General features: G+C 56.5%; 8 protein-coding genes. All 8 read left to right on the top strand.

Annotated elements, in window-relative coordinates; all coding sequences use genetic code 11:
• Positions 1–7 precede the first annotated feature (7 nt).
• The 8 genes from PFLQ2_RS24190 to tnpB all read left to right on the top strand — a co-directional run bounded on the left by PFLQ2_RS24190 (position 8) and on the right by tnpB (position 12,971).
• Complete coding sequence (locus PFLQ2_RS24190; RefSeq protein ID WP_003177782.1) at positions 8–8,992, top strand: hemagglutinin repeat-containing protein; 8,985 nt, start codon at positions 8–10, stop codon at positions 8,990–8,992.
• Positions 8,993–8,997: 5 nt separating this feature from the next.
• Positions 8,998–9,420, top strand: coding sequence for a hypothetical protein (locus tag PFLQ2_RS29435; RefSeq protein ID WP_033045901.1), 423 nt, complete (start codon positions 8,998–9,000; stop codon positions 9,418–9,420).
• A 257-nt stretch (positions 9,421–9,677) separates the two neighbouring features.
• Positions 9,678–9,938 carry a hypothetical protein gene (locus tag PFLQ2_RS24185; protein WP_003177784.1) on the top strand — a complete coding sequence of 87 codons (261 nt, stop codon included), beginning with the start codon at positions 9,678–9,680 and terminating at the stop codon, positions 9,936–9,938.
• 294 nt (positions 9,939–10,232) lie between these two features.
• Complete coding sequence (locus PFLQ2_RS29440) at positions 10,233–10,628, top strand: hypothetical protein (RefSeq protein ID WP_152632661.1); 396 nt, start codon at positions 10,233–10,235, stop codon at positions 10,626–10,628.
• A 442-nt stretch (positions 10,629–11,070) separates the two neighbouring features.
• Positions 11,071–11,331, top strand: coding sequence for a hypothetical protein (locus PFLQ2_RS24180; RefSeq protein WP_003177787.1), 261 nt, complete (start codon positions 11,071–11,073; stop codon positions 11,329–11,331).
• Between the two features lie 75 nt (positions 11,332–11,406).
• Positions 11,407–11,808: a hypothetical protein gene (locus PFLQ2_RS27515; RefSeq protein WP_033045902.1), complete on the top strand. Its 402-nt coding sequence runs from the start codon at positions 11,407–11,409 to the stop codon at positions 11,806–11,808.
• Between the two features lie 504 nt (positions 11,809–12,312).
• A complete protein-coding gene (gene tnpA / locus PFLQ2_RS28540; protein ID WP_003177792.1) occupies positions 12,313–12,639 on the top strand; it encodes an IS66-like element accessory protein TnpA in 327 nt (108 codons plus the stop codon).
• On the top strand, positions 12,636–12,971 hold the full coding sequence (tnpB, locus tag PFLQ2_RS29445; protein WP_003177794.1) for an IS66 family insertion sequence element accessory protein TnpB: 336 nt from the start codon (positions 12,636–12,638) through the stop codon (positions 12,969–12,971). Before tnpA ends, tnpB begins: the two co-directional genes overlap by 4 nt.
• Positions 12,972–13,006: the final 35 nt, after the last annotated feature.

Genomic DNA, 13,006 nt, shown 5'->3' on the forward strand with positions numbered 1-13,006 from the left:
CTTGATCATGGACGACCGCCAATACGCTTTCCTGGCCCGCCAGCCTTCCGCTGCCCTGAAAACCCGCGACGTATTCTGGGGCATGCCCAAGCGCGCCCTGGCGTTCCTGTTGGCCAACGTCATGTTCTGGCAACCGCTGTGGGCCCAGGCGGACGGCATCGTGGTCAGCGCGCCGGGCACTACGCTCGGTCAGGCAGGCAACGGCGTGCCTGTGGTCAATATCGCCAAGCCCAACGGCAGCGGTCTGTCCCACAACCAGTTCAAGGACTACAACGTCGGCAGCAACGGCGTGATCCTCAACAACGCGACCAACCCCGCCCAGTCCACACAACTGGGCGGGATTATCCTCGGCAACCCGAACCTCAACGGCACCGCCGCCAAGACCATCCTCAACGAAGTCAACGGCGGCAACCCTAGCCAACTGCGCGGCTACACCGAAGTGGCGGGGCAGTCGGCCCACGTCATCGTCGCCAACCCCTACGGCATCAGCTGCAACGGCTGCGGTTTTATCAACACGCCCAAAGCGACCCTGACCACGGGTAAACCGATTATCGAGAACGGCCAATTGAGCCGTTATCAGGTGGACCAGGGCAGCGTCGCCATCGAAGGCGCGGGCCTGAACGCGAACAACGTCGACCGTTTCGAAATCATCACCCGCAGCGCCAAGATCAACGCCGAGATTCAGGCGAAAAACCTGACCATCGTGGCCGGGCGCAATGACCTCAACGCCAATACCCTGAACGCCACCGCCCGTGCCGATGATGGCAGTGCGAAACCGGAGCTGGCTATCGACTCTTCGGCGTTGGGTGGTATGTACGCAGGCGCCATCAAGCTGGTGGGCACCGAGGCCGGGGTTGGGGTGAAGCTGGACGGCAAGATGGTTGCCAGCGGGGGGGATATCCAGCTCGATGCCAATGGGCATTTGAGTCTGGCGCAGACGGCGGCTGCCGGTGCCGTCGACATCGACGCCAAAAGCTTGGAAGCCCGCGGCCAGGTGTACGCCGGTAGCCGACTGAGGGTGAAGACCCAGGGCGACCTGACCAGCCAGAACAACCTGGTGGCGCGCGACAGCATTCACCTGGACAGCGGCGGCACGCTGAGCAACAAGGGGATTATCGAAGCCGGGGTCAATGCCGATAACAGCCGCAATACCACAGGTGATGTCACCCTCTCAGCCAATCAACTGAACAACAGCGGCAAAACCATCATTGCCAGCCGCGACCTGAAAGTCACGACCACCGCGGCGCTGAATAATCAGGGCGGTACGCTCAGTGGACGGGGCAAGACCACCGTCACGGCCAATGTTGTGGATAACCGCAATAAAGGCCGGATCCTGGGCAACTCCGAACTGCACCTGAATGCCGATCAAGTCCTCAACAGCCAGGGCGGCCTGATCAATAGCCAGGGCCTGCTGACGGCCAACGTGGGCCATCTGGAAAACAATGCCGGTGAACTGTCGAGCCTGGACAGCGCGACGCTGATCCTCGGCAACCTGGATAACCTGACCGGCCTGGTAATGGCCGGCAAGAACCTCGACATCACTAACACCGGCGCGATCAATAACCGGGGCGGCGAACTGTCCAGCCAAGGCATCGTGACTGTGCGCACCGCCAGCCTGGACAACAGCAACAAAGGCACCGTCGCCGCCAATGGCAAGCTGCTGGTCAGCGCCACCGGCGCGGTCAACAACGCCGATAAAGGCCTGCTCGCCAGCCGTGCTGCCGAGGTCGAGTTCGATGCTGCCAGTCTGAATAACGCCAAGGGCACGCTGCAAGGCGAAGGCCTGGTCACCGTGGATGTATCGGGCAACATCGATAACCAGGGCGGCAGCATCATCGCCAAGGACGCCAAGCTGAGTGTCTTCGCCACCAACCTGGACAACCGTGGCGGCGTGCTGTCCAGCGTCAAGGCCGCGCTGGAGGCACGCACCACCGGCGTGCTGAAAAACGGCTATGACGTGAACCGTCAGGGCGGCACGATCCAGGCTCAAGGACTCAGCATCCGAGCCTTGGCTGGGCTGTTCAACGACGGCGGGCGCATCGCTGCACAAGCTGGTGATGTCGTAGTCACCAACGCGGCGGCGGATATCAACAATCGCAACGGCGGGATGTATGCCACTGGCAAGGTCTGGGTCACTGGCCGGAATCTGGAAAACAGCGGCGGTGGGCAGGTCAGCGCCAGTCGTATCGACTTTGACCTTTCGGGTGCGCTGAACAACAACGCCGGCATCATCGAAAGCCAGGACAGCCTGGATATCCTTGCCGCCAGCCTGAGCAACCAGAAAGGCCAACTGCGTACCCTGGGCAATAACAGCACCACAGCGTTCAACATCGGTGGTCTGTTCGATAACAGCGACGGCACCCTCGAAACCGCCAGTAAGGATGTGGACTTCGACACCGGCAGCGTCCAGAACGTGGGTGGCAAGCTGCTGCACACCGGCCTGGGACTGTTTGGCATCAGCCAGGCCAACCTGGGCCAGGCGGGTGGGCAACTGATGACCTACGGCAACCTGACGGTGAAGGCTGACCGCTGGACCAACAGCACCGCGATCCAGGCCGGGCACCTGGTGGTTCATGTCGACCAGTTGACCCAGACGGCCACCGGCCAGTTGCTCAGCGCCAACAGCATGGAGGGCCGTGGCAGCAACTGGCGCGTCGACGGCCTGATCGGCAGCGATGGGGCCATCGACCTGCAACTGACCGGTGCCTATACAGGCAACGGCCGCTTGAGCAGTCTCGGCACCTTGGGCCTCAAGGCGGCGCTGATCAACCTGGAGCAAAACGGCAGTATCGCCGGCGGCGGCAGCACAACCGTCGTGGTCGATGGTGTCCTCAACAGCTACGGTCGCCTGACCTCGGCGGCGGACATGAACGTCACTGCCGCCACGATCAACAACTACGGCACCCTCGGCAGTGCCGGCGTGCTCGGCGTATCGACCGGCGATCTGCTCAACGAGCACGGATTGATTTTCAGCGGCGGCAATACCAGCCTGCGTGTCAACAGCCTGACCAACCGCTATGCCGATATCTACAGCCTCGGTGATCTGAACATCGATCGCGACGGCCTCGGCACGCGTGCCAGCCGCATCCTCAACAGCTCCGGCACGCTGCAAAGCGACGGCAACATGCGCCTGGCGGCCAGCATGATCGACAACGTCCGCGAGGTCTTGACCACCCACGATGCAGGCATCTACACCGCCTCGATCAGGGAAGTGGCCTGTATCGAAGGGGTCAACGCCGGCGACTGCAGCGGTGGCAAGGAAAACCACGTCTGGCAGATCATCCAGCGCGACAAGTTCGAAGTCACCGCGGCCAGCGCCGCCTCCAGCATCACCACTGGCGGCAACCTGGATATCCAGGGCGACACCCTGACCAACCGGAGCAGCAGCATCGGCGTTGGCGGTGCATTGAGCGCCAACCTCGTCAGCCTGAACAACATCGGCATCGAGACTGGCGAGACCGAAACCTCGCGCACCTTCATGTCCGAGCGCACGCGCAGCCCAGGCGGCTGGCGCGCCGCCGCCAATGACTTCACCAACAAATACTGGGTGCAGAGCCCAGGCTACAACGCCAATGACCTGGGTGGCCTCGAGGCAGCGATGAGCCGCTTCATCGGCATGACCGAACGTGAGCTCCCGCAGTTCCGCACCCAGACAAGTACTACCGATACCCAGACCTACGCCGCGATTATCCAGGCCGGCGGTGCGGTCAGCGTCCGCACCCAGGGCAACGCCGACAACAGCGTCGTGCGTGGCGGCTACAACTATGTCGGTGCCGGCCCGCGCACCGATACCCAGGCTGACAACGTTTTCTCCACCCGCGTCAGCGTCAATCGGCAACTGCCCCCGAACCTGACCCAGCAACAGGTCGATCCGCTGGCCTTGCCGGGCTTTGACTTGCCGACCGGGCAAAACGGCCTGTTCCGCATGAGCGGCGACGCCTCGACCACGCCGACTCAAGGCTCAGGCCTGACCCAAGTGCGCGGCCTGCCGGACAGCTCGTTCCAGACCAACCCGCAAAAGTACCTGATCGAAACCAACCCGGCGCTGACCGACATGCGCCGCTTCATGAGCTCGGACTACCTGCTGACGAACCTGGGCTACGACCCCGACATCGCCGCCAAGCGCCTGGGTGATGGCTTCTACGAACAGCGCCTGATCCAACAAGCCGTGATCGCCCGCACCGGTCAACGTTTCCTCGACGGCCAGACCTCCGACGACGGCATGTTCAAGTACCTAATGAACAACGCCATCGCCAGCAAGGACGCGCTGAACCTGTCCCTGGGCGTCAGCCTGACGGCCGAACAAGTCGCGGCCCTGACCCACGACATCGTCTGGATGGAAACCCGGACGGTGAACAACGAGCAGGTGCTGGTGCCGGTGCTCTACCTGGCCCAGGCCAACAATCGTCTGGCGGCCAATGGCGCGTTGATCCAGGGCTCAGATGTCAGCCTGATTGCGGGTAAGAATCTGAACAATGCGGGCACCTTGCGTGCGTCCAGCAACCTGAGGGCCTCGGCTGGCGACAGCTTGGTCAACAGTGGGTTGATGGAGGCGGGTGGTCGGCTGGATGCGTTGGCGAGTAATAACCTGACTAACAGGGCGGGTGGGGTTATTGCTGGGCGGGATGTCAGTGTTGTGGCCGTGGCCGGTGACTTGACCAACGAACGAACCATCACCACGCATGCCAGCAGCACCGGCTCCAAGACCGAACAACGTGGTTTTGTCGACAGTGCGGCGCGGATTGAGGCGAGTCATGATCTGAGCGCGGGCGCTGGGCGGGATATCGCCAATGTTGGTGGTGTGCTCAAGAGTGGTAACGACACCACATTGCGCGCTGCCCGAAATATGAACATCACCGCCGCCGAGCAGGTGGACAGCCATACGCAGGGCAGCAAACACCGGGATCAGACCATTATCCAGAATGGTTCTAGCGTTACGGCTGACCGCGAGCTGAAGGTAACGGCCGGGCAGGACCTGAGGGTCGTTGCGAGCAACGTTATCGCCCAGAGCACCCTGGCGCTGACGGCCGGGCGCGATATCGCCATCGAGTCCGAGGCCAACGAAAGCCATCGTTCGTCCCAGAGCAAAAAAGTCAAAAGCAGCAGCGACCTGGTGCGCCAGCAGGCTTCGGTTATCCAGTCGGGAGGCGACCTCAGCGCCAAGGCGGGGCAAGACCTGAGCCTCATAGCCAGCCAGATGAAAGGCGCCAAGGATGTTGCCCTCGACGCCACGCGCGATATCAATCTGTTGTCCGCAACGGACGAAGCTGCTGAGTTTTACTCGAAGAAAAGCAAAGGCTCTTTCGGGCGCAGCAAAAGCGAACAGCGGGAAAGTTACCACAGCACCAACGTCGCATCCGTGGTGGAGGCGGGGCAGGACCTGACGGTCAATACCAGCCAAGCCGCCGGTGGCGGTGTCACGCTGGATGGCGGTCGTAATGTCACCGTGATCGGCAGTCAGTTGAAAGCCGGCAATGACCTGGTCGTCGGTGCCACCGGTGATGTAGCAGTGCTCTCGGGTGTCGAGGAGCACGGTTCCTACAGCAAGAAAACAAAATCGGGTTTCCTCGGCTTGTCCAAGAGCGGCAAGAGCGAGTTGAAGACCACGGCCTCCCAGGTAGCCAGTGAGCTAGAGGCCGGCAACGACGTGGTTATCGCGGCGGGCAACGACTTGCGCGTGCGGGCCAGTGAGACCACTGCTGGCAATGATGTGGAACTGCGTGCGGGTCTGGTTAAGGACAGTGGCGACATTAACCTGGTCTCGGCCAACGATACGGCTTATAGCCGGAGTGAGGAGTACAAGAAGAAAAACGGGTTATCGGTGTCGGGTGGTTTCCTGTCCTTCGCATCAGCCAAGAAGGCCGGACGCGAAGCCCAAAGCAGCACTAGCGTGGGCAGCCAAGTGAAGGCCGAACGCGACGCCGCTTTGCAGGCCGAGCGCGACATCAACGTCGTTGGTAGCAGTGTTAAGGCCGGCGGCAACGTCAGCCTGGACGCCGGACGCGATGTGAATGTCCTGGCCGCGCAGAACAGCCGTTCCGAGCGGGACTGGGAAAAGAACAAACAAGCCGGGATCGGTGTGTCTTCGGACGCCAACGGCATCAATTTCTTCGCCGGTGCGGACCGTACCAAAGAGAAAAACCGGCTGGAGCAGCAAACCGCTGCGGCCAGTCAGATCATTGCCGGTCAAAACCTGGCCGTCAACGCCAAGCGAGATATCACCCAGATCGGCTCAGACCTTGAGGCGTTCAACGATATCGACTTGACGGCCGGTCGCAATATCAAGATCGACGCTGCCCGCGAAATGCAACTGATCGAGCATCAACGCGAGAGCGAACGAAACGGCGCCAGCCTGAGCATGAACCACAACTACGGCCGAACCCGCGATGCCGTCAAAGGTGCCGGCCAGGGCGAAGATGGTGTCAGCAAGGCTTCCAGTACGTTGAAGGCTGTGGACGGCGTTTCCCAATTTGTTTCAGGCCCTACGTTCGACGCCAAGATCGGTAACAGCAAGCAGAGCACCAGTCAGCAGTTCATTGAACAGACCCGTCGCTCGTCGACGCTGAACGCAGGTAACGATCTGAATATTGCTGCCAACAACGATGTTCAGATCAGCGGCAGCCAATTGATCTCCGGTCGCGATATCAATATCAAGGGACGCGATGTCACCCTCGATGCCGCCAAAGGCAGCTATGCCGAAGAGACTCGTGAGCGACAAAGTTGGGGCGGTATCCATGGTGGAACCAGCGGCGGCTTCAAGCTTGGCGTCGGTGGCAGCAATGGTATTGCCAGCGGCGACAGCGAACAGCAAACGTCGACGGTCACTTCTCTGGATGCGGCGCGGGACGTCAACCTGCAGGCGAGCAATGATCTGAACCTGATTGGCTCGCAGGTCAAGGCTCAGCGTGATATCGACCTGCGCGCAGCAAACAACCTGAACATTCGCGCCGCCCAGAACGACAGCGGCAGCGACAACACCCGCAAGAGCGGCGGCGGTGAGGTAGGCCTCAGCGTCGGCTCTGAAGGCGTCGGCATTTACGCCAGCGTCAATCTGGGCAGAGGCAACCTGGAGCGTGAAGCCCAGCGGCAACAACAGGCCTATCTGTACGCAGGTAATCGCCTGGGCTTCACCAGCGGCAAAGACACGAATATCGCCGGTGCGGACCTGCGCGGCAATGAAGTCATCGGCCGGGTTGGCCGCGACCTCAATGTCTCGTCGGTGCCTGATACGGGCAAGGTCGAAGGCAAGGAATTCGACCTCAGCGTGACGGTGACCGTGGGGCCGGGAGCGGGTGTCAGTGGTTCGGTCGGCTATGGCCAGACCACTGGCTCGACCGAATGGGTCGAGCAACAGACTCGCATCACCGGGCAGGACAAGGTCGACATCCGTACCGAAAACCACACCCAGCTCGACGGGGCGCTTATCGCTTCGGATACCGGCAAGCTCAAACTCGACACCGGCACGCTGGGCTTCAGCGATATCGCAGGCAAGGACAAGGAGCATGGCTATTACCTGAACGTCGGTGGCAGCTACTCCAAGGGGGGCGGCGGAGCCCAGGACGGTAGCCAGGTCGGCAAGGGCGAAAAGGACAAGAACGGCTGGAGTGTCGAAGGCTGGAACTATGAGAAGGACCGCCAGCAGCTCGTACGGGCCACCGTGGGGGCGGGCGACGTCGTGGTGCGCAATGACGCCGGGACCGTAGCCGATTCGACCAAAGGCCTGAACCGCGACGTCGACAAGGCCTACGAAATCACCCGGGACGATGAACACCGTACAGACCTGTACGTGACCAAGTCTTCTATGACGGCAGCTCTTACGCCGTTTGAAACCGCCAAGGAGTGGACCAAGCAACTCCGCAGTTACGACGAGACGGCCAAGAAAAACTTCCAGCAAGCCGGCTACGACTTCAATGCGGCGGTCAACAAGATCGAGGCAGGGTTGGGGCGGAAAATGGATGCGGGTGCCTCGGCGATGGTGGGCGTCGATTTCGCCGAAGCGACTATGGAGGCGTTGATCATCGGTGGTCTTACGCGTGCTCAGGCCATGAAGACCATGAGTAACCCGGACTTCCAAGAGCGGGTGCTGGCTGAGGTAGGCCGGCTCGCTGGTGTGGATGTTAAGCAGGTCGAGGCTATTAGCAAGAAAGTTCAGGTAACCCCGTCTGACACAGGGCGCCCACCGGCTTTGGAACTCGATACCTCTTATGTCACTGAGGACGATGTCGAGAGGTTGAGTCTTGCCCAAGATACCTTACGGACATTTTCGGGTATCAATGAGTACACCGCTGCGCATCAGGATGAGCTGCAAGCGATCTCGGTGGTGATTGCTATGGCACAAGGTCCCAAAGGGCTTGTGCAATTGGCGGTCATCAACGCGGCCTCTGAAACCGCGCCGGGCAAAGCACTGCTTGAGAAAACCGAACAATTCAGCGAAGCCGTAGGGAAAGAAATCGCGGATGAGATAGAAGATACTACGCTTGATCCAAAGTTCGAAACGGACAAGTACCTGATCGGCGGCGGTCAGTTCATGGCCTCAGTGTTGACAGGGGTGCTTTCGAAACGTAAAGGTGTGGAGGAGCGTACTTCTGTTTCGGTGATGGATGGGAAAGGGGCAAAAGGTGCATCAGGTTCAAACGAGGTTTTGGGTGGAGCGCATCGCGATACATCGAAACCTGTAAACGACAATCTTGACTCTCATCATTGTCCTGCAAGATCCTGTTATACGGATGCTCCGATCAGTTCTGTTGATGGTCCTGCGATAAAAATGGACCCAAATGACCACAAGTTTACTGCTAGCAATGGAAATTCAGATGCTGCAAAAGCTTATAGAGCGCAGCAAGAGGAATTGCTAAAACAAGGGAAGCTTCATGAAGCTATAAAAATGGATGTCGACGATATACGAAGTAAGTTTGGTGATAAATACGACGCGGCTATTGAGCAAATGTTAAAGTATTCAAAAAGTCTTAATCCTGAAGATTTTAAACCGAGGTAGATTTCATGAGGTTAAATTACAGCCAGTCTAATGGTCTCGAAAATTTCTTTTGCGGGCAAGGTAGAGAGGAAGTCCGGAAAGTTATTGGTTTGCCATATAGGGTTTTTCCTAAAACTGAGTTTTCAGAAAATTCAGTTGACGCGTTTGGTGAGGCTGTAATGCAAGTTTGGTACAACTGCTCTGATGAGTTGTTGGGGTTGGAGGTATATCTTCCTAATGCTTGTTTTTATTATGATGGTAAGCAGCTTTTAGGTCTGTCTATTGAGGATGTTGAGAATTTTTTTGTGGCTGAGGGTGTGTCTTTTGAAGTGGAGAAAGATAAAACCGGCATAAACGTTAATCAGAACTCGGTCAGGTTTTATGCTCCTGATATGAACGATTTGGGGGGGCAAGCCACGGTAGAGGCTGTATATGTTGGCTTTAAGTAGGGGGGCGGGGCTTTAATTTAAAAAGTTAGCCTTAATTGCTACGGGGCAAAAGGCGCAGGCGCGGCAGATGCTCTTGCAAAGAACAAAAAGGGGAAGAACAAAAAGGGGGCAGATTTATTTTATAAGGTACGGAAAGAGTCGATTCATTGGCTTGCTCGGTGTTCTAAAATAAATCTGTCCCCTTTTTTTCTTTTTGTCCCCTTTTTTTCAAAAAAAAGTTTGACTAAAAATTAGAAATATTTCAGTGAAGATGGTCCATGAGTCAGGAAATCAATAAGTGTGTTGCGCGTGCCATCGCCGAAATTGCAATATTTCTTGAATTTTCTGGAGAGGATGTAGTTGCTCCGGATGCGTCTGTCCAGGCACTTGAGCAGTTGGCGGCGACTCTTCAAATGGCCGATTTAAAAACGAAAAACGCCCTATGTCTGCAATTTTCTGAGATCGCTACTGAGTATTCTGATGAGCAGGCCGATTTCGTTGAGAGTCTTGGGGAAGCATTGGGATTGGTTAATGAATAGTGAGGACTCGGGGACAGCCCGCCTTGACCTAATGCTAGAGAGCGGGGCAGGCTACTCCCGCACGGTAAGGTCACAATGAAAGCATTCAGCGAAAAGGGACAGCGAAAAGGGGACAGATTTATTTTATGAAATGCAGAGGGAGCGGGCTTATTGGCTTGCCCAGTTTTCTAAAATAAATCTGTCCCCTTTTTTCAAAAATAAATTTCTGAAGAGGTCTATCTGGAAAAATATACAGAGTTAGTGATTGATGGCCAGCTTGTAGTTGCTCCCAGTGTCAGCGAGTGGGAGGAGAGCTTGAATGCAGGCACGTATCAAGATGGAACTATTTTCAATGACAAACTTGAAATTGTTGTGCGCAATATGCTTGATTTTGTATCTGGGCGCGAAGGTCAATTCCGTTTGGGGCTACATTTGACTAAGTCGTTGAAGCCTTGGGTGCCATTATGTTTATATCGTATGGATGAACGATGGCAGCGAGTGCTCATCGAAAGGGTGGCTTGCGATCAATGCAAATGGGGTGGGAAAATTGCTAATCCTTCAGATCCGACTTTGTATTTTGGCGTTGATGATGGCTTAGGAGTTTCTTATAAGGCATTATCGCTTCCTCGTTGTAATTGCCCGAAATGTGGTATGGCGCTACCTCGGATAGCTGTGTGGGTGGAAGATATTGAAGCGGGCAGGAATAATTAAGTTGCCAGGTACGGCGTAAAGGAAAAAAGGGAGCCGAAAAGCGACCGAAAAGGGGACCGACCGAAATGGGGACAGATTTATTTATCGCGGCTTAAATAAATCTGTCCCCTTTATTGCTAAAGAGGCTGAAGGCGCGGGGTTGGAGATAACATTCCATTCTGGCGACACGATCGTCGTTGAGGCTGATAGCGAAGGTGGGTATGAGGCCTATTCAATTTATTTGGATTCTGGTGATGTTGTAGTGGTTTAATTTGCAAATAGATCTCCATCCTAGGTGAAAAAAGGGCGCATATCTATTTTGTGAGGCGCAGAGGGAGAGAAACGGAAAGGGGACGTATTTATTTAATGAAATGTAGCGGGCTTATTGGCTCGCCCAGTGCTCTAAAATAAATCTGTCCCCTTTTTTTTAAAAAAATTAGAAATATTTCAATGAAGGTGGTCCATGAGTCAGGAAATCAATAAGTGTGTTGCGCGTGCCATCGCCGAAATTGCAATATTTCTTGAATTTTCTGGCGAGGATGTAGTTGCTCCGGATGCGTCTGTCCAGGCACTTGAGCAGTTGGCGGCGACTCTTCAAATGGCCGATTTAAAAACGAAAAACGCCCTATGTCTGCAATTTTCTGAGATCGCTACTGAGTATTCTGATGAGCAGGCCGATTTCGTTGAGAGTCTTGGGGAAGCATTGGGATTGGTTAATAAATAGTGAGGACTCGGGGACAGCCCGCCTTGACCTAATGCTAGAGAGGGGTGCAGGCTACTCTCGCACGGTAAGGTCACAATGAAAGCATTCAGCGAAAAGAGCGAAAAGGGGACAGATTTTTTTTATGAAATGCAGAGGGTGCGGGCTTATTGGCTTGCCCAGTTTTCTAAAATAAATCTGTCCCCTTTTTTTTTGTCCCCCTTTTTTTTTTTCTTCTGGTTGCGGTACTCGCGTAAGTTCAGGCGGCTCAATTTCGCCGGTCAGACATGGACGGTCAATGTGCTTTTTCGGTTCTCGGTCGGAAGCCCCAAGCCAAAGGTTTATTTGGGCAAGAGTTCCGGTAATCCCGAGGTGGACATCGCCGTGGTGTCTGCGATGTACCGCCTGACCATGGAGGGTCCCTACATGGTTCCAGCGGGTCAGGAAACGTTCGACATTACGGCGCCGTTCGTCCTGTCTCCGAGTGCCAAACGTGGCTGACGGTTCGTATGATTTGAGTGGCGCGGATAAAAAGAAGCCCTTTGTGAAGCATAAATAAATCCCCTTTTTCGTCGAAGGCATGGTTGTGTTGGCGCTGTTTGAGGAGTTTTTGGCGCAATTGTGGCGCAGTTCTTGACGAACTGCGCCACAGCTCATCGCAGCAGATGGATGGAGTCGCTCCCGACGGTCGGGACTACGTTATGGCCACAAATAAAACCAATGCGCCCCGCTTAAATGGGTGGCATTGGGTTACCCACCAACCTAGCAGATTGACTCCTCAGCGCTTCCAGTCCTTCAGCACATCATCGATGCCAGCAGTGGCAGTGTCTCTAACGGATCGTGAAACGGGCGACCCCAAAGGTCGCCCGTTTTCATTTACTCAGCCGCCTGCGCCCGCAACGTAACCGTCTGGGCAACACATCTTCCTGATGCCATCGCTTAAGGCGATGGTGTCCACCTAAATTTAAGTGGACACCATTTTTTAGCCTTTTTAAGCGGACGCCCATGCCACAAGAACGTCGTTCCTATTCCAAATCCTTCAAGGCCCAAGTCATTGCCGAATGTGCGCAGCCTGACACCTCGATTGCCAATGTCGCTTTGACCCACAACCTCAACGCCAATCTAGTCCATAAATGGATTCGGGTGCATGCGCAGAAAACTCTGGCGCTGCAAACCGCCTTCATCCCGGTCAAGGCAGCGCCAGCGGTGCATCAAGTCCTTTCTGCCACGATTAGGATCGAAGTGCCTCATTCAAAAGGCGTAGTTGTGGTGAGTTGGCCGACAGAAAATGCAGCGTCGTGTTCCGCTTTCCTACGAGACCTGCTTCGATGATCCGCGTCGACTCCATCTGGCTCGCCACCGAGCCCATGGACATGCGCGCCGGCACTGAAACCGCGCTGGCGCGAGTTGTCGCGGTGTTCGGTGCGGCGAAGCCGCACTGTGCCTATCTGTTCGCCAACCGCCGCGCCAATCGCATGAAAGTGCTGGTGCATGACGGCGTGGGGATTTGGCTTGCCGCCCGGCGTTTGAATCAAGGACGCTTCTTCTGGCCGGGTGTGCGACACGGCTCAGAAGTTGAGTTGGATGCCGAGCAACTTCAGGCCCTGGTGCTCGGTTTACCTTGGCAGCGCGTCGGTGCAGGCGGAATCATCTCGATGCTTTAAGACCTGCCATGGCGCGCTTGCCAGCGCAATTGGCC

This window comes from Pseudomonas fluorescens Q2-87 (genome assembly GCF_000281895.1).
GTDB lineage: Bacteria > Pseudomonadota > Gammaproteobacteria > Pseudomonadales > Pseudomonadaceae > Aquipseudomonas > Aquipseudomonas fluorescens_S.

What these genes read in the sequence shown, in the direction of transcription:
- PFLQ2_RS24185 (WP_003177784.1), top strand. Translation starts at nt 9,678, where the DNA reads ATGAGTCAGGAAATCAATAAGTGTGTTGCGCGTGCCATCGCCGAAATT.
- tnpA (WP_003177792.1), top strand. Translation starts at nt 12,313, where the DNA reads ATGCCACAAGAACGTCGTTCCTATTCCAAATCCTTCAAGGCCCAAGTC.
- PFLQ2_RS29435 (WP_033045901.1), top strand. Translation starts at nt 8,998, where the DNA reads ATGAGGTTAAATTACAGCCAGTCTAATGGTCTCGAAAATTTCTTTTGC.
- PFLQ2_RS27515 (WP_033045902.1), top strand. Translation starts at nt 11,407, where the DNA reads ATGAAAGCATTCAGCGAAAAGAGCGAAAAGGGGACAGATTTTTTTTAT.
- tnpB (WP_003177794.1), top strand. Translation starts at nt 12,636, where the DNA reads ATGATCCGCGTCGACTCCATCTGGCTCGCCACCGAGCCCATGGACATG.
- PFLQ2_RS24180 (WP_003177787.1), top strand. Translation starts at nt 11,071, where the DNA reads ATGAGTCAGGAAATCAATAAGTGTGTTGCGCGTGCCATCGCCGAAATT.
- PFLQ2_RS24190 (WP_003177782.1), top strand. Translation starts at nt 8, where the DNA reads ATGGACGACCGCCAATACGCTTTCCTGGCCCGCCAGCCTTCCGCTGCC.